The organism is Pseudoflavonifractor sp. MCC625, assembly GCF_018784545.1.
Classification (GTDB): domain Bacteria; phylum Bacillota; class Clostridia; order Oscillospirales; family Oscillospiraceae; genus Pseudoflavonifractor_A; species Pseudoflavonifractor_A gallinarum.
In genome coordinates, this window is record NZ_WQOJ01000039.1 from 117206 (window position 1) to 137513 (window position 20308).

The 20308-nt window shown below is 45.5% G+C and carries 18 protein-coding genes and 1 pseudogene; 10 read left to right on the top strand and 9 right to left on the bottom strand.

What is annotated here, in order from left to right:
• The 8 genes and pseudogenes from GPK94_RS13100 (at nt 1) to GPK94_RS13135 (ending at nt 5215) form a co-directional block, all read left to right on the top strand.
• The gene (locus GPK94_RS13100; RefSeq protein ID WP_025483373.1) at nt 1-831 is read left to right on the top strand and encodes a TraX family protein; all 831 of its coding nucleotides are present in this window, start codon (nt 1-3) and stop codon (nt 829-831) included.
• Between the two features lie 300 nt (nt 832-1131).
• Nucleotides 1132-1656, top strand: a complete 525-nt coding sequence (locus GPK94_RS13105) for a hypothetical protein (protein ID WP_015516227.1) — start codon at nt 1132-1134, stop codon at nt 1654-1656.
• Between the two features lie 127 nt (nt 1657-1783).
• On the top strand, nt 1784-2143 hold the full coding sequence (locus tag GPK94_RS13110) for a DUF3847 domain-containing protein (protein ID WP_055191773.1): 360 nt from the start codon (nt 1784-1786) through the stop codon (nt 2141-2143).
• Nucleotides 2109-2756 (top strand): annotated as a pseudogene (gene mobQ / locus GPK94_RS13115) (MobQ family relaxase); the annotation flags it as partial. The gene GPK94_RS13110 and the pseudogene mobQ, both read left to right, overlap by 35 nt.
• Nucleotides 2749-3729, top strand: coding sequence for a DUF4316 domain-containing protein (locus GPK94_RS13120; protein WP_252192637.1), 981 nt, complete (start codon nt 2749-2751; stop codon nt 3727-3729). The pseudogene mobQ and the gene GPK94_RS13120, both read left to right, overlap by 8 nt.
• Complete coding sequence (locus GPK94_RS13125) at nt 3726-3947, top strand: hypothetical protein (protein ID WP_215656030.1); 222 nt, start codon at nt 3726-3728, stop codon at nt 3945-3947. Before GPK94_RS13120 ends, GPK94_RS13125 begins: the two co-directional genes overlap by 4 nt.
• A gap of 275 nt (nt 3948-4222) precedes the next feature.
• Nucleotides 4223-4558, top strand: a complete 336-nt coding sequence (locus tag GPK94_RS13130) for a helix-turn-helix transcriptional regulator (protein ID WP_215656031.1) — start codon at nt 4223-4225, stop codon at nt 4556-4558.
• 141 nt (nt 4559-4699) lie between these two features.
• Nucleotides 4700-5215 (top strand): SLOG family protein, encoded by a 516-nt coding sequence (locus GPK94_RS13135; protein WP_252192638.1) that lies wholly within the window; start codon nt 4700-4702, stop codon nt 5213-5215.
• Nucleotides 5216-5488: 273 nt separating this feature from the next.
• On the opposite strand, the gene GPK94_RS13140 is transcribed toward GPK94_RS13135, so the two are convergent.
• Nucleotides 5489-6436, bottom strand: coding sequence for a site-specific integrase (locus GPK94_RS13140; protein ID WP_119191150.1), 948 nt, complete (start codon nt 6434-6436; stop codon nt 5489-5491).
• Nucleotides 6437-6609: 173 nt separating this feature from the next.
• Here GPK94_RS13140 and GPK94_RS13145 point away from each other — a divergent pair, with 173 nt between their 5' ends.
• A complete protein-coding gene (locus GPK94_RS13145; protein ID WP_252192639.1) occupies nt 6610-7686 on the top strand; it encodes a restriction endonuclease subunit S in 1077 nt (358 codons plus the stop codon).
• Here GPK94_RS13145 and GPK94_RS13150 read toward each other — a convergent pair.
• The gene (locus GPK94_RS13150; protein ID WP_346728034.1) at nt 7679-8530 is read right to left on the bottom strand and encodes a restriction endonuclease subunit S; all 852 of its coding nucleotides are present in this window, start codon (nt 8528-8530) and stop codon (nt 7679-7681) included. The genes GPK94_RS13145 and GPK94_RS13150 overlap by 8 nt on opposite strands.
• Here GPK94_RS13150 and GPK94_RS13155 point away from each other — a divergent pair.
• On the top strand, nt 8487-9638 hold the full coding sequence (locus tag GPK94_RS13155; protein WP_215656033.1) for a restriction endonuclease subunit S: 1152 nt from the start codon (nt 8487-8489) through the stop codon (nt 9636-9638). The two genes, GPK94_RS13150 and GPK94_RS13155, sit on opposite strands and share 44 nt — an antisense overlap.
• On the opposite strand, the gene GPK94_RS13160 is transcribed toward GPK94_RS13155, so the two are convergent.
• The 7 genes from GPK94_RS13160 to GPK94_RS13190 all read right to left on the bottom strand — a co-directional run bounded on the left by GPK94_RS13160 (nt 9631) and on the right by GPK94_RS13190 (nt 20187).
• Entirely contained in the window at nt 9631-10800 is a 1170-nt protein-coding gene (locus GPK94_RS13160) for a restriction endonuclease subunit S (RefSeq protein ID WP_215656034.1), read from the bottom strand. The genes GPK94_RS13155 and GPK94_RS13160 overlap by 8 nt on opposite strands.
• 2 nt (nt 10801-10802) lie before the next feature.
• Nucleotides 10803-12371 carry a type I restriction-modification system subunit M gene (locus GPK94_RS13165; protein ID WP_215656035.1) on the bottom strand — a complete coding sequence of 523 codons (1569 nt, stop codon included), beginning with the start codon at nt 12369-12371 and terminating at the stop codon, nt 10803-10805.
• A 12-nt stretch (nt 12372-12383) separates the two neighbouring features.
• A complete protein-coding gene (locus GPK94_RS13170) occupies nt 12384-15149 on the bottom strand; it encodes a type I restriction endonuclease subunit R (RefSeq protein ID WP_156069330.1) in 2766 nt (921 codons plus the stop codon).
• 90 nt (nt 15150-15239) lie between these two features.
• Complete coding sequence (locus tag GPK94_RS13175) at nt 15240-16655, bottom strand: NYN domain-containing protein (protein ID WP_243135897.1); 1416 nt, start codon at nt 16653-16655, stop codon at nt 15240-15242.
• 81 nt (nt 16656-16736) lie between these two features.
• A complete protein-coding gene (gene mcrC, locus GPK94_RS13180) occupies nt 16737-17768 on the bottom strand; it encodes a 5-methylcytosine-specific restriction endonuclease system specificity protein McrC (protein ID WP_215656036.1) in 1032 nt (343 codons plus the stop codon).
• The gene (locus tag GPK94_RS13185) at nt 17765-19882 is read right to left on the bottom strand and encodes an AAA family ATPase (RefSeq protein WP_215656037.1); all 2118 of its coding nucleotides are present in this window, start codon (nt 19880-19882) and stop codon (nt 17765-17767) included. The genes mcrC and GPK94_RS13185 overlap by 4 nt, the downstream gene beginning before the upstream one ends.
• 95 nt (nt 19883-19977) lie before the next feature.
• Nucleotides 19978-20187 (bottom strand): helix-turn-helix transcriptional regulator, encoded by a 210-nt coding sequence (locus tag GPK94_RS13190; RefSeq protein ID WP_215656038.1) that lies wholly within the window; start codon nt 20185-20187, stop codon nt 19978-19980.
• Between the last annotated feature and the right edge of the window lie 121 nt (nt 20188-20308).

A 20308-nucleotide genomic window follows, 5' to 3' on the forward strand; every position in this document is an offset into this window, starting at 1 on the left:
ATGAGCCTTGATAGGAAAATAAATCGCATTCAATTTCTCTCAGGAAATTCGCTAAAGGTTATTGCTGTACTGACAATGCTTATTGACCATCTATGTAAAATTGTGCTGCAATGGCTGCTATCAAACTACTGGGGGGCTATGGCAGATAACGGGCAAATGTCGTGGGAGAGATTCCGAGAGATAGATTATTTCATACGGTTTGATTTGCAAAGCATTGGGACGATTGCTTTTCCGCTATTCTGTTTTTTGCTGGCAGAAGGATTCCAACACACAAGAAGTAAAAAACGCTATATTGGGTTGATGCTTGCATTTGCCCTTATTTCGGAAGTTCCATTTGACATAGGTTTCTTTAGTGCGTATTCACGAATGGAAGATACATTTCCGTTTTACTTGAAGTATCAAAATGTATTTTTCACCTTGTTTTTAGGCTTATTGACATTGGTATGCCTTGAAAGATTTTCGTGTAAATCAGACCTACCGGTGGATAGAATAAAATCAGCAGTCCTGCAAGTTCTCAGTGTAGTGCTTTTTTCCGGCATTGCGGAAGGAATCCATTGTGACTACGGTATGCAGGGGATCTTATTCATATCAGCATTTTATATTTGCCGTAATCACCGAATCTATCAAGTGTTGCTGTTCCTTTTGGCTTACATGGGGACAACGGGGAATCAACCGCCTTTATGTACGCTTCTTGCCTGCTTGCTTATTCTGCTATACAACGGAAAGCGTGGTAAACTGAAGCTAAAATACTTCTTCTATGTTTTTTATCCAGCACATATCCTTGTCCTATATTTGATTCAGATAGGACTCGGAAAATACTTACTGAAATGACTAATTGCAGTTTGTCGAGAAATTAAGCCGGAGCAAACCCCTTTAGGAACTAAAGGGCGCACTTCTATACTCTCTGTCGAGAGTAGTGCGCCCTGCGGAGCTTCATTCTCCGTCAGCAGAAGAAAACTGCATGACCGAGAATGTTGCGTCACTTCGTTCCGTCAAGGTGGCTACACCCCCTTGCGCCGCTAAAGCGGCTATCCCCTGTGGACTTGCCGTCCGCAAACGGTTTTGACAAACCGTTCGCCGCCAGCAAGTTTGAAAATCAAGAATCTTAATTTGATAAAGGAGTGTGATTCTATGAAAAAGAAATTACCCATAATCCTCTTGGGTGTTATTTTGGCTTGTGTGTTGGTTTTCGGTTTCCTTTATGCAAACAATGACATTGGTAAAACCGCAAACAGTTTAGAAGCAGACATTCGCCAATCTCAAAAAATTTTGGATGATTGGATTGTTGATGGAAGCATTTCCGACACAATGGCTGCATTTATTTCTTACCCACAGGACAAGACAGACCACACTTTTTCTGTCTATGTAAATCGCCCTGGCTTGTCTTTTGGATATTTCTTCCGTGGTGGTGGAGATATAGTTGAGGTTGATGATTACATTGCAGAGTTTGTTGTTGAGGGAAATAACGAAAGGGCATTTATCTCAATGAATACCCAAAATATTGTTCGACTTGAAGTAGATGATGGCAACGGCATTCAGGTGATTGATATTGATAGTGGCAAGCCTTTCGCCATTGTCCTGCCCCTCAATGTAGGAAACATCTGTTTCTATGATACGAATGGAAATGTTGTGGAATATCTTCGCCAACAACTTTGACCAACTTCAATTTACCGAACTGAACACAACAACTGAATACCGAAAAACTGACCGTTGACTGGTCGCAATCTGCGAAAAGTTGACGGTCTTTTTTTATCCCCATTTTCAAAAAAGGAGGTCACGAAAAATGGCAAAACCGAAAAACCTTGAACAGCTCCGAGCCGAAAAGGAACAGGTCGAGACACAGCTTGCACAGGAACAGCACAAGCTGGAGCGTCTGGAGAACAGAAAGAAGTATCTGGAGAAAGGCGAGAGACAAAAGCGCACCCACCGTCTTTGCAATCTGGGCGGCACGATTGAGAGCCTTGCCCCGGAGTTCAAAGATCTCACACGCACCGAAATGACGGAGCTGATGGAGTACATCTTTTCTCTGCCCGAAGTCCAGCGAGCCGTCCGTCACATGGCGATTACCCACATCAACCAAGCGAGCAGAGGAAAGGAGCAGAAAGCCGATGGCACTATTTCATCTGAGCGTCACGCAGACTAAGCGAAGCGCAGGACAGTCCGCTATTGCTTCTGCCGCCTACCGTGCCGGGGAGCGATTGTATAGCGAGTATTATGGCGAATACAGCGACTACACCCGCAAGGGCGGCGTGATATGCTCCGACATTCTCCTGCCGTCCCATGCACCGAAAGAATACGCAGACCGTCAGACCCTATGGAACGCCGTGGAAAAAGCCGAGCGTGGAAAGACGGCACAGCTTGCATACAGCTTTGACATTGCTTTGCAGAATGAATTTTCCCTTGAGGAAAACATCGCTCTTGCAAGGCAATTTTTATTGGAGCAGTTTGTGAGCCGTGGCATGGTGGTTGACTTCGCTGTACACCAGCCAGACAGAGAGGACGGCGGCATACCCAATCCCCATTTTCATGTGCTTTGCCCCATCCGTCCCATCGAGCAGAACGGCAAATGGGGCTGTAAGCAGCACCGAGTTTACGAGCTGGACGAGGACGGCAACCGTATCCGGGACGCAGATGGAAACTTTGTGTTTAACGCCGTTCCCACTACCGACTGGGGCAGTCCCGAAACGCTGGAATACTGGCGGCAGACATGGGCGGAGCTATGCAACGCCAAGTTTGCTGAAAAGGGGCTTGACGTTAGTCTGCAACGAGGAAGGCAAGCTGGAAGGTCTGCCCCTGAACCGCGCTCTGCGTGATGAGGACGGTGACATCTACGACGTTGTTGCCGGAACATTCATGGTAGTTGGCTTGACGGATGACAGCTTCGGCTCTCTGACCGTAGAGCAAATGCAGAAGTTCTCCGACCTCTTCAAAGTTCCGGAGCAGTTTGTTAAGTTGGGCGATAAGATTGTTGCGATCCCCATGATCTCGAAGGAGCAGCAGAAGCAGGAAGCTACCGAGCAGAAGGACTTTGAGATGAATGCCGACACCTCCGGTCTGGCGGTTGCCGGTCACATCGGGACGTGGCACACCATTGACCAGCACGAGGTCGGCGGTCACAGCTTTTATCTGATGGAGCATGACACCTACGGCGATGAAGCTGCCTGTATCATTGTCGATGAGCGCGGCAAGCTCGTCCTTGATGATGTCTACAACGGCTTTGACGATGACACGCTCCGCCTTCTCGACCTTGAGGTCAAGGAAGTGCCGGAAATGCCCGATCCTGCGCTCTCCGTTCAGGATATGAAGGACTACGGCTACGCATGGGCTGGCGTTCTTCCCGTCGGTCAGGAGGTGGCTGAGAAGGCTTTAGAGAAGGGTTGCGAGATTTACCGCCTCTATTCCGATAACACCGAGGGCTTGTGCGTAGATGCCAAGGAGATTGCCGATCATGCGGCAAAGGGCGGAATGCTCGGTATCAGCAAGGAAAGTTGGATGGCAGCTCTTGAGAAGGAAAACTACCTCAAGGCAGCGGAGATGTCTATGGAGGATGACTACGGCATGATTGATGGGATCATCAACAACGGTCCGAAGGAAGATAAGACCGCGGAGGTCAAAGCCCCCGAAACCAGCGAGAAGTCCTCCATCATGGATAGGCTCAAGTCTGCAAAGGCAGAAAAGCAGAAGGACTGCTGCCCTCCCAAAAAGCACAAAGGAGAGATTGAGCTGTGAGCAGAAGTCAGAAATGGCGGCAGGAGTGGTCGTTCTTCATCGGGGACAGCGGACGCCGGAAGTATAACCGCTTCTGCGTCCGCTGCGTCCATAGCTGCAAGCAGAGTTTCCGTGCCGATCTCATCGCCTGTCCGCACTTCTCCCGCAAGGCATCGCAGTGTAGACAGTTAGGGGTCGAAAAAGCCTGTGATTGCAAGCCTCAGAGCGACGAAAACTGACTGCCCTATGTGATTATATTCCCCGCACACTTCCAGCAATAGAGCGAGAATAAGTGTCAATTCCGGCACTTATTCAAATGCCCATAAAATGAACGAAGAGCCTCTGTCGATGCCCGGTTTGGGTATCGGCAGAGGCTCTTTTTTTGTATCTTTTCTGTAAATACCGTCGAAAATCACACGGTAATCCATAGTGTCGCTATTAGCGTTTCTGTATAACTATGCCTCTAACCCATATAATTGTTATGAGCGTTATAGAAAAGGTGTAGGTACCCGCTATGATTGACAAACGAATAGGTAAACGAGTAAAACAATGCCGGGAACGTCTCGGAATCTCGCAAGAAGAGCTTGCGGAAAAGACCGGGCTGACTGCAAATTATATTTCTACGGTTGAACGTGGTATGTCGTTTCCTCGCTGTGAGAAATTGATCATTCTTCTCAATGGGCTTGAGGTTTCGGCAGACGCGATTTTCTGTGACGTCCTGGAGCATTCGACAAGCTATAAATCGTCTGAACTCTCGGAGAAACTTGCTTCGTTGTCTCCGCAAGCGCAGAAGCGCATTTTGCAGATGGTTGAGCTGTTGATCCAGCAGGAAACGGAAGATAATGGATGAATCCGTCATGGGCTGTGTGATTTTTTCACGCAGCCTTTTTTCTTCCCTTATTTCGACAGAATATTTCATATCTCTGTGCTATACTATGTATTAGAGACATAGAAGCTGCCTATAATACATAGTCAGGAGATGAAAAAGAAAATGAAGACCTGTGCTTTTACCGGGCATCGTCCGCAAAATCTCCCGTTTGGTTTCAATGAGGAAGACGAACGCTGCATAGACCTCAAAAAAGCTCTCAGGGAGCAAATCATCAATCTCATCGAGAATGAAGGCGTCACACACTTCATATCCGGAATGGCAATCGGTGTAGATATGTATGCCGCCGAGATCGTGCTGGGGCTGAAAGCATCCTATCTGGGAATTACGCTTGAAAGCGCCATCCCATGCGAAAGCCAAGCCGCAAAGTGGTCAGAAGCTCTAAGAGATCGGTATTTCGACATTGCGTCCAAGTGCGACAAGGAAACGCTGATTCAAACCCATTACACGCCCGATTGCATGGACAAGCGCAACCGTTATATGGTTGATCATGCGGATGTCCTGATCGCGGTTTGGGATGGAAGCCCCAGCGGAACCGGAAAGACCGTCAGATATGCTCATCAGCAAGGCAAATCTGTTACGATCATTGACCCGGTTTCCCTTGATGTCACACAAGAATAAGGCGAATAATTTCCCCTCTGAATCAAGCATTGTGAAAACCGTGAATTTACTTACGATGATGAATACACATTGCACTGAACAGTGATTATTGGAAACGTGTACGGTATGTGCTGTCCCGTGAACTTCTCCACAGAACGCACTGAGTTTTCGCGGCTTCGCAAAATGGAAAGTGCCACTCCATGAACAGTCCCTCGTCGGGAGAAAATTAAATCGCTGGAAACGGGAATGCCCCCGGCACTGTGCATCTGGCACAGCGCCGGGGGCTTTTTTTCATCACAGGAGGTCATTCAGAAGATTCATGCACTTAACCTTCTGTTGGAGATTTGCACTCCCGTACACATTCAGGGTAAAGGATACGTTCTTATGTCCGAGAATTTCAGAAAGAGACTTTATATCAAACTCCGGTATCTCGATTGCTCTAACTGCGAATGTATGCCGGATCTCATGAAACTTCACTTTCTCCAATCCGTTCCGCTTCAAGAAACGTGTGAAGAATTGCCGATATGTTCTCGGCTCGGTTGGCTTTGTCTTGCCCGTGAGGAAATAGTGATTCGGGTTTTCCGTGTAAAACTTCTTGATGATGTTCATGAGAAGGGACGGAACAGGAATCGTTCGAGCGGATGTCTTCGTTTTCGGCGGTCCTATATGAAGATACGATTCTCCCTTTTTCTTGTCGTAGATACGCTGGACGGTTTTGTTGATGCTGATGGTCTTGTCCGTCAGCGAAATGTCCCTCATCTGCAAGCCGCACAGCTCTCCTATCCGGACTCCGGTAAACAATGCAATCAAAATCCCTGCTGTCTTCCGATTTAAGTCCATGTAGATACACTGAATTAGAGCTTGCTCTTGATCTTTTGAGAGAGAAACCACTTTCTTGATACCAAGCTCTTTTGGGTATTCAATTAGGTCCCAGTTCAGGAGTGGAATAGCCCGTTCCTTGTAGGCATACTCCATTGATAACCGGAGAACGAGGATAACATCCCTTATCGTCTTCACGGTAAGCCCTCCGGTCTTATCCAAGCGTCCAGCATTGTAGAGATACGAAATGTAGCTCTGGATGTCCGCTTCGGTGATGCTGCCAATCTTGCGCTTGCCGAAATATGGAATCAGGTGATTTTCGGTAATCAGCGTAAAGCTGGCGTGGGTTGACGGCGTGATCATGGGCTTCTTTTGATTTAGCCATGTGTTCACAAGCGTCTTGAATTGTGTATTGTTAGTCATAATGACCACCTCCACGAACATTATCCGGTGGAGGGATAATCAGGGCATTAACACCCTCAAGTAACGGTCTTGAGAAGCGTCCGAAGCTCCGCTTTCCGGGCTTCGATGAGCCGTACAAGCAATGTCATATAGGTGATATTTACGCAGAAAGAAGTCAGCGAGGCGCTTCTGACATGGAGCTGCTTTCTGTCACGATGAACGATGGCGTTATGCCTCGCTCTGAGATTGAAGGCAAAGATAACTCAAGTGAAGACAAAAGCAATTATAAGGTTGTTCTAACGGGAGATATGGTCTATAACTCCATGAGAATGTGGCAAGGAGCGAACGGCATCTCTCCGTGTAATGGTATAGTGAGTCCTGCATACACAGTTCTAATGCCTAAAATCCCGATTAGTAATGGATATTTTGCAGCTTTTTTCAAAAGCCCTAATCTAATCAATGAATTTAGAAAGAACTCTCAAGGCATGACCTCTGACACATGGAACTTGAAGTATCCTCAGATTGAAACAATCAAGGTCTGCATACCAGCTCTCTCAGAACAAAACCGGGTAGCAGATATGCTCCGTACACTTGAGCGGAGGATTGCAAAACAGGCACAGCTTGTCGATAACCTCAAGAAGTATAAAAGAGGTGTCATGCAGCGCATTTTTCGCCAACTACCTTCTCAGAATGGCACAGAGTGGACTTGTGTTCGACTGGGTGATATTTTCAAAAAAGTTTCGCGCCGTAACACAGATGGAGTAATAAATAATGTAATTACCAACTCTGCGGAATACGGACTAATTCCTCAGCGCGATTTCTTTGACAAGGATATTGCAGTGGACGGAAACACAGCAAATTACTATGTCATCGAAAATGGAAACTTTGTTTACAATCCGAGAAAGTCAAATTCTGCGCCATACGGACCGTTCAATAGATATACTCTCAGTGAGCAAGGTATTATCTCGCCGCTATATACCTGTCTTGTGCTGCAAGCAGATATTTCTCCTTCATATCTCGCTTGGTACTTTAAGAGCGACGCATGGTACAGGTACATCTATGATAACGGCTCACAAGGCGTTCGTCATGATCGAGTATCTATGACGGATGATTTGCTTATGGGTATTCCTGTTATGTATCCCAGCCATGTGAAACAACTTCTGTATGCAGATATTCTTGATATGGTGGAGGCACGGTTGCAAGCGACCCAAAAAACACTTGACCTTCTGAGTAAAACGAGAGACGGCTATATGAGGCAGCTCTTTATATGAAGAGCTGTTGCAACAAGCCATTTCGCATTTGGGATAATAACGATAGTTCTTTTCCCTGAACATCTACATACTTTTCGAGTTTAGCCAGCTTGTCGATTATGCTTTGTTGCTGGTCAATGTTAGGCGTTGGTATTTCAATGTTTAAGAAGGAATCCATCATGAGACTTTGTACAGTTGTTCCGGTTTTCACAAGGGTTCTAATGATATTGTCCTCTTGCGACAGAATTGCATAATAGAGGTAGAATGCATTGCAACCATGTACTTGCAATGCTTTGATGTCCTGATTTATCGTTGCATCTACTTCGAGAATAGCGAGAGGCAGCGAATGTTTCAAGATACCACTCCGCGCAACCAACAATAATGTCCCCGGATGATAAAGCGTCATCTCATTGAGCGCCAGATTTGTTATCTTTAGCTCGCTACCGGAAATTCTACTACTCTTCATGTCTTTGGAGGAAATCCAAACGATGTCTCCGTTCCAATAGAGCGAATTACTCATACTTGGCGTTTTGCCTCCTGAAACGTGAACAAGCTCACGAAGTTTTCTGCGCTGAGAACCTTTCGAGATTGCAGAAAAAATTTGATTGAGCAATCCTCTTTTATACTTCTGATCAAGCCAGCAGAAAGAGCTATATGACAGACGAAATCCCTTGCAATAGCGGAAAATCTCTGCTACTGCAAGGGATTTTACTTTTGACTCATACCGGCATGGGATCTGAAAAAGAACCTCAAGTAACGGTCTTGAGAAGCGTCCGAAGCTCCGCTTTCCGGGCTTTGATGAGCCGTGGAGAGCAGAGAAATTGTCTGATTTTGCAGAACGAGTAACACGGAAAAACAGCAACAATGAAACTGATCTACCCCTGACAATATCCTCGAAAGATGGTCTTGTCGATCAGATCAGTTACTTCAACAAAACCGTTGCAAGCAAAGACATGAGCGGATATTACCTTTTGAGGAATGGCGAATATGCGTATAACAAGAGCTATTCCGTAGGTTACGACTTCGGTTCAATAAAGCGGTTAGACCGCTATCCTATGGGAGCGTTGTCTACATTATATATCTGTTTTGCGCTCAAGAAGCACGATACAGATTTCATTAAGGTGTACTTTGATTCTCTCAAATGGTACAAGGAAATCTATATGATTTCAGCAGAAGGAGCAAGAAATCACGGATTGCTTAATGTCCCGACAGATGAGTTCTTCGCCACAAAACACTATCTGCCGGAGAATACTGCCGAGCAAAGAAAGATTGCAGACTTTCTCATTGCCTTGGATCGACGTATCGACGCTCAGCAATCTCTTGTAGATGCCCTCAAGAAGTATAAAAGAGGACTCATTTCCGAAATACTTAATCAGAAGATCAGAATCACTCATGAAGATGAAAAGTGGGAAGAAGTATCATTAAGTGCCGTGGCAGACGGCTTTGAGTATGGAATGAATGCCGCTGCGACTATATTTGATGGTGTTCACAAGTATATAAGGATCACTGATATTGACGATGACTCTCATACATACATAGACTCTGCGCCCGTTTCACCGGCTGGTGTTCTCGAAGGCAAATACCGTGTTAGAGAGAACGATATTTTATTTGCTCGTACCGGTGCTTCTGTTGGCAAAAGCTATCTTTATCAGGCATCTGATGGAGATATGTATTTCGCTGGATTCCTTATCCGTATTCATGTTATTGACGGTGTGGATAGTGGATATGTCTTTTTGAATACGCTTACGGAAGAATACAACAGGTGGGTGGCGCTTGAGTCTACGCGCTCTGGTCAACCCGGTATTAACGCCGAACAATATAGACGGTATCGCTTTAAGCTGCCACCACTCGAAACCCAAAAACAGATTTCGGCAATCGCACAAAAGATAGACGCGCAAATCAAAAGAGAAAGCCAATGTTTGCGTCTCCTACAAAAGCAGAAAGATGGGCTTTTACAACAGCTCTTTATATGAAAAGTTGTTGTAGGAAAGCCTTGCGCTGGTTGATAAGAATAGATAGCATTTTTTCCTGATTAGATAATTGCGAATCAAGCCTCAAAAGGACGGACGCTATTTTAGACTGCGTTTTCTTGTCGGGGACCGTGCATTTAAGTCTTAATAGTTTGTTTACAGCAAGACCGGGTTGTGCGCCCTGATCTGAATACTGCCCAAGTTTCATGAAGCCAAGCAAGTACAAGAGGAATCCTGTATCGTTGTCTGCATTTGCGCGGACAGCAATAGCGTGTTCAGACAAATAGTTTTGACCCTGAATAATACGAACATTTCCGCATAACGCCCCTTGCCTTCCGATGACAACGTATTCGCCCTCATGACTATATCGGTCACAATACCCGCGTATACCGTTGCCACCGTACACAGGATAATCTCCGGTTTCATGAATGAGAGTTGATGATATATTTCGTCCGCTTCTGAACTCACTGCATAAGTCACCAAGGTTTTTCTGCATCCATGAAGATGCAGAGGAAAACGCTTTGCTTTTACCCGAAAGAATGTGGGCAATAGCACCTCTTTTATACTTCTTGAGGGAAGCAAGAAGTTCTTCCTGCGCGGCGATTCGCTCATCAATTTTTTGAAGAAAGTCGGCTATGCGCTTTTGTTCGGAGGGCGAAGGAAGATGAATTGTTACGCTCATGTAATCCTCAAAAGAAATATTGAGTAGCCCATCCATACGAACGCTTGACGATACGAGGCGTTTAAGCTGCTTATCCATTTTGGCGTTATTGAGTGCCATTGCAATAAATGGTGTATATTCGTGATTATTGATCTTGAAGCAATGATACACATAGGGGATTCGTGCCTCTGGCTCAGTCAGCTCATAACAACAACCAAACTGTTTAGCCTTAGATGCGCCGTGATTATATGCCAATTCCCCTTGCTTCAAGAGAATGTATTTTTTGAGGCTCTGTCCAGCATTGTCTCTGGAATACTTTTCGGACTGCATAATGAAGCCATTTCCGGCACTAAGCATCATGATCGGCGCGTTAGATTTTGGATCAGTGCGATTTACCAGAGCCGCTATATCGCCTAATTGCGCCGATCTGTACGGCTCATCGAAGCCCGGGAAGCGGAGCTTCGGACGCTTCTCAAGACCGTTACTTGAGGATACATTTGCCATAATTATTTGCCCTCCACGTCAAAGGGGAAGTCCAGCCCCAGCTCATCAAAAAACGGTTTCAGTTCCGCATCAATATCCTTAATTTCAGATTGGAGCTTGCGGATCTCAGCGGCAACTTCATTCAAGTCAATCTCAGGTTCCGGCTCAAAGGTGTCAACATAGCGAGGAATGTTCAGGTTGAAGCCGTTCTCTTCAATCTCCTGCATGGTCGCAACATGAGCATATTTATCGACATCCTGACGGCGCTCATAGGTCTCAACAATCTTGTCGATGTCGCACTCCCGAAGGATGTTCTGGTTCTTTCCTGCTTCAAAGTTGCTGGAAGCGTCGATGAAAAGGATGTTGTCAGAGTTGCCATTGCGCTCTCTTTTAAGAACAAGAACACAGACAGGGATGCCCGTGCCAAAGAACAGATTTGCAGGCAACCCGATTACCGCGTCCAGAACATTTAATTTCTGAATAAGGTGCTTGCGGATTGCTTCCTCAGCAGCACCACGGAACAGGACACCATGCGGCAGGAGAACGACGGCTCGTCCATCCTCGTCCATGTGGTAAACCATGTGCTGAACAAAGGCAAAGTCAGCCTTGCTCTTCGGAGCGAGTTTTCCGTACTCGTTGAATCGCTCGTCCTCCATGAAGTGCATATCGGCAGACCAGTTTGCAGAATAAGGTGGATTGGCAACCTGAACACGGAACTTCATGTCTCCGAAGTAGTCATGCTCCAAGGTATCACCGTTGTAGATGTTAAAGTTGCGATACGGGATTCCGCGCAGAATCATGTTCATTCTGGCGAGGTTATAAGTCGTGGAGGTCAATTCCTGTCCATAGTAGTTTCTCACGTTGGCATAGTTCTTGAGGCGCAGCAGCAGTGAACCAGAGCCACAAGTGGGGTCGGCTGCATCCTTGACATCCGTGAGACCAAGGCAAGCAAGGCGGCAAAGCAATTCGGCAGGACCGGAAGGCGTATAGAACTCACCGGCTTTCTTGCCAGCAGTTGCAGCAAACTGACCGATCAGATATTCATAGGCATTCCCCAGTACGTCAATTTTGGTATCATCCACGCCGAAGTTGATTTCGTCCAGCGAAGCGATGATCTTTGCCATAACAGCACTTCTATCCTTGACAGTATGACCGAGCTTTGAGGAATCGAGCTGCATATCAGAAAACAGTCCGTCAAAGTCTTCCTGAGAATCGTTTCCGATTGTGGACTCCATCAGGGCGTTGATTGCACTCTGCAAGAACTCAATGTCGAAGGAACGGTTTTCTACCATCTTGACCATCTTGCGGAACAAATACTGCGGCTCGATGACATAGCCGAGATCGCGCAGTGCCTCTTCGATAACGGCGGTCTTATATTCTTCGTCTGCCCACGCCTCTTCATAACCGATACCGTCATCCTTGAGAAGATTCGCCATATACTTCTCCGTCCGGTCGGAAAGGTAGTAGTAGAAAATCATGCCCAAGATGTAGTTCTTGAACTCATACGCCTCCATGTTTCCGCGCAAGGCATTTGCCATTGCCCATAGCTTATTGCAAAGCTCTTTCTGATGAGCCTGAATCGAATTATCCATTTGTCTCTCTCCTTATTGGTATTTCTCTGTGTGCTGCCGGATGAAGTCAACAATCCGATTTACAAGGGAGCGCTTCTTCAAAAGCGGCAAGGGCTTCTCAATCCTATCTCGGATATTTCCTGCATCCATTGTGCCAGAAAACTCATATTCCGAAATAATATCCGTCAGCATAGATGCGTCAATGTCCTCAGTCTTCGCAAAGGCAACAATCTCTTCGCGCTTTGCTTCATTTTCAAAGTCGTTATAGGCTGCATCAATTTCATCCGCACTTTCCAAGCCGACAACAACACGATCCAAGAACGCTTGCAGGATTTCGACTTTCCGGAGCAACTGCGGATTATCGGTTCTTCCCAGCTCATCCTTAATGTGTTTAATATCGTAATCCTTCTGCTTGGGATCGTCGAAATGAATGTTGCGGATCAGGTTCATGATGTATGCGACATTGATCCTGTCACTCTCCATCAATTCGATGCAGAAGTCAACGTCATTCAGGACGGAGACAACCTCGCGGTCTGTTTTTTGCCTTGAGTAGAGCATGAGGTATTTGCTCTTATAGTCCTGATATTCCTGCTCGGACATGATAAGAGCATCCTGATCGAAACTGAACTCAATAAAGGTCTGCAACGATTGGAGGTACTTTGTCAGCTCACGGAAGGTCACGACAAACTTCTTCTGATCGTCCTCGTTCTGCATTGTGTCCACGGACTCCGGAAACAGAGCAATTTCCTTGAGCTTCATCACCATTTCGTTGAACTTCTCTACGAAGTATTGATAACCCGGAACAACGATGCCAGAGGTATCTTGACTCTTAGAGAAGAGCGTCAGCGCGTCATCAGTACGTTTTTTGAGGTTGCGGTAGCAAATGATAATGCCAAAGGGCTTTGTTTCCTTCTCAACGCGGTTCGTGCGGGAATAGGCTTGCAGCAAATCATGATACTTCAAGTCCTTGTCCACATAAAGGACAGAGAGCTGCTTGCTGTCAAATCCGGTCAGGAACATATTCACGACGATGAGAATATCGAGCGACTTTGTTTTCTTTCCCTTTACTCGGTCAGAGATGTCCTTGTGATAAGCTGAGAACGTATCTGTGGAGAAATTGGTTCCGTACATCTCGTTATAGTCCTTGATGATACGCTCCAACGAATCACGGCTATGCTCGTCCTTGCCCTCGGCATCCTCATTCTGCCCGTAGGAGAAGATGCCGCTGATATTCAGGTCATGCTTGATCTTCTTGAAAATGTCGTAATACTTAACAAGGGCATCAATAGAGGACACGGCAAAAATAGCCGTATACTGTCCATTTCGGGTTTTCGCCTTGTGGTTCTGGATGATGTGATTGGCGATCAGAGACATTCGCTCATCGGACATATAGAGTTCGCCTATATCAATCGCGTCCGCGAGTGTCGGGTCATCCCAGTCGAAATCACCCTCCATTGTTTTTATGTATTCGATGTGGAAGCCCAGAACATTATTATCGAAGATGGCGTCTTTAATCAGGTAATTGTGAAGACACTCACCAAAGAGCATTTCTGTTGTTTGCGTGATTTTACCCTCAGTTTTACCGTTGACTTCAAACCGAGGTGTCCCCGTGAAGCCGAAAAACTGTGCCTTTCTGAAATGCCGCACAATGTCCTTGTGCATATCCCCAAACTGGCTGCGGTGGCACTCGTCGATGATAAAGACAACCTTCTCGTCTTTGTATGCGTCCATTACTTTCTCGTACTGAGGGCGCTTTACAGCGTTTGCCATCTTCTGCATCGTGGTGACGATAAGCTGCCTGTTCTTGTCCTTCATCTGGCGGACAAGGACATCGGTGCGATCTGTAACATCAACGGAGCCAGCCTCAAACTTGTTAAACTCTTCGGTTGTCTGAGAATCCAAGTCTTTTCGGTCAACAAGGAAAATGACTTTCTTGATGTTCGGATTTGCTGCGAGGATTTGCGCAGTCTTAAAGGATGTCAATGTCTTGCCCGCGCCGGTTGTGTGCCAGATATACGCATTCCGGTTTGTAAGCGTTGCTTGACGGATCAGCGCTTCTACGGCATAAACCTGATAGGGACGCATGACCATCAAAATCTTATCGGTATCATTTAGGATGGTGTAGCGTGTCAGCATTTTAATGATGTGATCCCTTGCAAGGAAAGAAATCGAAAAGTCCTTCAAATTGGTGATGCGGACGTTATTGAAATCAGTCCAGAAGAAAGCAAGACTATACATCAAGTCTCTGTCGGAATTGGCGAAATACTTTGTGTCAACACCATTGGAGACAATGAAGAGCTGAATGAAATGATACAGCCCGTTGTAGGAGTGTTTCTTATAACGCATGACCTGATTGACTGCCTCGCGGATGTCAATGCCACGGCGCTTTAATTCTACTTGGATCAGGGGCAAGCCGTTTACGAGAATCGTAACGTCGTAACGATTGACGTATTTTCCAACCACGGTTGTTTGATGAGTGACTTGGAAAATGTTCTTCGTGTGGTCCTGATCAAAGAAGGACAGATATACCTTTGTACCATCTTCACGCTCAAGGACAAACTTATCCCTCAAGATTTTTGCGCTCTGGAAAACAGACTTTCCGAGCATGAGGTTGAAGATACGCTCCCACTCTTTATCGGTGATAGGCGTATCCAGCTTTGGCGCATTGAAGGCTTCAAACTGAACTTTGAAGTTCTCCACCAGCGCGTCATAATCAGGAATTGCGACTGTGGTATATTCCTGCTTGTTCAGTTGCTCAATAAACTGCTGTTCAAGAGCCGCTTCGCTTTGGTATGCCATATCTTCATCTCCAATACTTGAGGATCATTTGTTGGTTGCCAGCCTGTCCTCATTTCTATTTTATCATAGCAAGTGTCCCAAATACCGGACTTATTTTCGTTTCAACTGCAAAACCACGTCACCATCATCTGTAATTTCCATTTGCATTGTTTTTAGGTACTTTGCGATGAACTGTTTTTTCTCAGACAAACTCATCTCAATGCGCGTTGCCTTCAAAGCGGCACTGAACATCTCGTTGATATTGAGCCTGACGGTTTGGTCAATATAACGCTCTATTTCTTTGAAAAGTGCGCCGAGCTTGATGTCCTCGGCATTCCCAGAGTAGAAGTCATCAATATAGCAATAAAATATCCCTGCATTCAGAAGTGCATTCTTCAAGTCCGGTCCGCAGTTCTCTCGTTCAATCATAACTAAAAAACGTGCTTCCGGCAGAGACGAGATTAACCCCCAGTAGTCGGAGTCGCTGGAAACAAGAATAAAGGAATCGACGTTATTCTTGTAGTGTTCCTGACAAGTTCGGGCAATAAGCATGACATCAACGAGTGACTTGCTTTGCTTCACCCGTTCAATCATCATGTGTTCAACATGAATTGCGGTGAAGCTGTCTAATATCCTCCATGCGGAGGCGGTATGCACATCATCAAAGAGAATGATCGACGCAATTTTTTGTGTATACTCGTGATCGAGGTTTTTTAAGGTAGCACACAGCTTGTAGGGATCAGAGTTTTCACAATCGACAACGATAACAGTCTTTTCGCTGCTCTCAATAAACTCATAAATACTTCCTTTGATATAACTCCCCGCATCTGAGACTTTGCTATATTCGGTGAAATAGTCGTTGTTCCAACTGTACAGCAAGGTAACGAACTTCTTATCATTGTAAAGAATGTTGCCGACTTCCTCCGGCTGCCAGTTTATGTACATCTGATAGGGATAAAAAAGCAAATGAGAGTAATAAATGTCGGCAGCCTCTCTTGTACCATCTTCCTTCAAACCATCAGGCATGACGAAAAGTGCTTTAATGTAATCCCAATTTATCCAGAGTGGAAAGAGCTTCTTGCAGTTGTTGATTCTATCGCAAATCAACCTGTTAATCTCGACAACGTGTTGGCACAGTTTTTTGCTGGTGTTTTTGATGAAGTTCACTCCGTCAAGACTTAGCTGGTTTATGCTTTCCTGCGGAACATATTCCGGCATACTCAGAATGGTCTCATACTGGAATCTCATGCGTTCATTGATGCGCTTGAAATTGCGCTCAATCGCAGTTCGTACAATGCAAAGATGTCTTATAATCCGAGCTGTTTTATCACTGTCCAACCGATTGTATACTTCAACTTTTGGGGCTTCATGTTCGTTGTCAAAGATGCGTTTTGGCACACCAATCAGGTAAGCCACCTTTGAAACGATCTCGTAGGTGCTGTCTTTGTACGCTGCCCTGTCATCGGTGAGAGGGCTTGTTGCATTATCCAACACCTCATTCGGTATGGGATTTTCAAGTATACTCATGATTGCTCCTTTCCACGGAGAGCGTATCTGCTTGTTTAAGAAGCGGTGAGATTAGAAGAACGGCTGTCCAGTGCCTACGCTCTACTTTATCCGATCAGCAATGCTGTCGAGCTGCGCTGCAATTTTAGAAAAGTCGCAGTCCATGTCCAATGTCTTCACACTGATCTGATTCCCGCTCATTTGATAATCATTGTTTGGCTGAATCGCATCGTCTGTTCCCGCATATAAAAGCATACCGGAAACGACCTCATCCGGCGCGGCAGACCAGTTCTTCACATAGGTGAAAATCTGATACAGATTTCCGGAATGAAGCGTCTGCGTCATGTACGGTGCTTTCATTTGCATATTGTGCGTGTAGTATTTGGCGTCGATGATGAGCGTTTTCTTTGCTGCCTTATTCGTAATCACAATGTCGGACTGCATCGTCGGCAAGAGCGTTCTGTAGCCATCTGTGACTTGCCACGCAATTTGTGGAGAGTATGCTTTTAACTCTGGATGCTCACGCTGATAGTATCCGAGAATAAACTTCTCGTATAGCTTCGCCATTGTTTGATCATCTGCATAATCCATAATCTTTGTTGAGCCATCGGCTGTCGTTTGCAAAAGCCCTTTTATCACAAATCGGCAAACGGCTATCAACATCCGATATGTTTGATTATTGCGATCATATTGAATGTCCCAGTTGATACTATGGATGTCCAATATGCTGATGCCATCAAAGAAAATCATCAACTTCCTGATCTCCTTTTTTCTGGCTTTTGAAATACTTCCACGAAGCAGCAAATCCATTGTTGTTTTGATGATTCGGTTGGGGTAGGCATCAACCGAAAACTCATCATAATTGCAAACGAGCTGTTTCTTGCGAATAACCTGTGTCTTTATGGATTCACCAATTTCAAGTTTCCCACGGGGAGACGCAAGTGCTTCCTCTCTCGAAATGTATTGTCTGATTAAGCCTCTCTTTATCTGGACAGATACTCCACGGCAGAGAATAGCAGACAGAAGTTCAGCCACATTATCAAACTCTTCGGTGGCGACATTTTTATACCCTTGCTCATGCAGCACTTGGAACGCATAAGCCAGCATATAATAAACGTTCTGGACACGGATCATTTGACTACCTCGCGTAATGTGCGGCTCCAATCCTTCACTTTAACTGCCTCGTCAAACCAGTATTCTTTCAAAAGAGGTATCAGTTCATATTCGACAACAGACCGCATCCATTCATCGTTGATGGTTGCGTTTGTACAGAAATAGCTATGTCCGATACAGAACCCCTCACCGAGCGAGTCATCGTTTGCAATTACGTCGTTAAGCTGCTCAACTGTTGCAATGAGCCGGTCAAACTTCGGGTTATTGACTTTCGTTCTGTATGCTCTGAATCCAGCAGACGAAAATGCCGGAGCAAGCTCAAAGAAAGCAAAACGACGTCTAAGTGCGTAGTCCAGCATGGCGAGGCTACGGTCAGCAGTGTTCATCATGCCAATGATATAGACGTTACTTGGAATGGAGAACTGCTCATCTGCATATAGAAGCTGCAATTCGACACCGCGTTTATCACTCTCAATCAACATGAAGAGTTCGCCAAAAATCTTGCTGAGATTGCCTCTGTTGATCTCGTCGATAATGAAAAAGTATGGACGATCATCCTCAGCAGCTTGCCTGCAAAACTCGTAGAATACGCCCTTTCGCAGTTCAAATCCTGTCTCCGTCGGGCGGAAACCCATGATGAAATCTTCATAGCTATAACTCTGATGAAACTGAACCATTTTCACACGGTTGGTGTCCTTTTCTCCCATGATAGAAAATGCCAGTCTTTTTGCTGCGAAGGTTTTTCCCACGCCCGGTGCGCCTTGCAGAATTACATTCTTTTTGGTTAGAAGCAGCGACTTGAGAACCTTATACCGATCTTCGTCCATATACACATCAGTCAGAAAATCATCAGCGGTGTATGGCTCGAAAGTGATTTCCTCATCAGCGGCATCGTCGAAGGTATCTTCGTGCTTATCTCCGTCAATCATGTTTTGCAGCTTCTTGACGTAATCTGTGTAGGACGTAATATCCGTCAACGTTTTGATTGCACCCTGATCTGATAATTCCCACTCGCCCTTATCTGTCCAGCGAACCTTTCGGGTATTGGCATATTGACCGCGTTCAGGGTCAAAAACGTATTCGCCTTCGACCAACCCGCGACCGAGGATCTGCTTTCTGCCTTTTTTAACAAAGACAACATCACCGGGTTTCAGCTCGTTTGCAAATTGCCATGTAGCAAGAACCTGATTCTTATATGAGCCAGTATCCCCGTAGACCTCTTTCATCTTTGCCCGCATTTCTTCTTTGGAGCTATATTCCATTAGATCACCAAGGTCAGACCAGCCGATAGCCATAATCCCTTCGGCATAATCATTCTCCCAATTTGCGGAACCATCACCCGCTGCGTACAGCCAATAGTGTGTTGCAGTAGCGTCGGATGAAAGAGCTGTATCTGTGTTCTCCTTCGGAATAATTCCATCAAAGATTTCATCGTCGAAGGATATATCAATGTTGTTCTCTTCGACGATCTTTTTGCATCCTCTACGAATACTGTTAGACTTGTTGCCGGTTTGTTCGTAGTAATATTTAATGTTTTCCTGAGTGGCTTTTAGAGCATTGACCATCTGCTCCTGTCCGTAGTCTTTTCCGATGTGGACGATGAAGTAAACTGTAGTTTCAGTGTTGGACCTGCGAGTGTATTTTACGCCCTTCATCATGGACGCAAAGAGCATAATCGTCAGCTTGTGCGAGGTTTCTCCAAAGCACGGAACATCCTGACACATGGCTTTTACAGCAGCGTCCATCTCCATCGTGCCATCATAAACCATCTTGGCATATTTGTAGACAATGACTTCGCAGTCATATTCATAGCCGATATACGTCTTGACGCCACCCTTAGAATCAATAAATTCTTTCAGACGTTTCAAATCTCTATAATACTGTGCAGTGCGTTCGTCTGCTCGATCAGACATCACTTCTTGTTTTAGGTAGTCGAGGATTTCGCCCTTTGCCTTCTCCATAGCGGCATCACTTTCAAAACACTTCCAGAAGGATAGTGCAATAGTGTTTTGATACAGATAGAACGCATCGGAAACATGGGTGCTGATAGTCGTATCAGCCCAGTCAGGGTGAGTTTCCCGTAAGTATTCCTTGTATTCTTTTCTGACTTTGCTTATCGTTACGCCAATATCCATCTGTTATCCTCCTTCTTCTGTAACAGTCCTGCTACGCACAAACCTTTAATCCTTCTCCACAGGTATATAAAAAAGCCGCACGGAAAAAGGACCTATCAGTTGCCCGTCCGCACAGCCTCACAAATATCTCCAATGTCACAATTCAAATAGCCGCAGATGCGCAGCAAAATAGAGAGGGACACTTCTTCCCCCTTATTCAGTTTCGTCCATGTTCCGGATGCAAGGTTAAGCTCTTGCCGGAAGGTGGACTTCTTTATGTCTCGTTCTATCAGGAGCATCCAAAGTTTTTTGTAGCTGATTCCCATGATACGCACCCCTTTACTCATCCGCTAATCATGACTTCCATTCTATTATACACGAAAACCTCTTTGAATGCAATTATCTCATGCACAAGTTCACAAAAAAGATGCAAGTTCTTGATGGTTT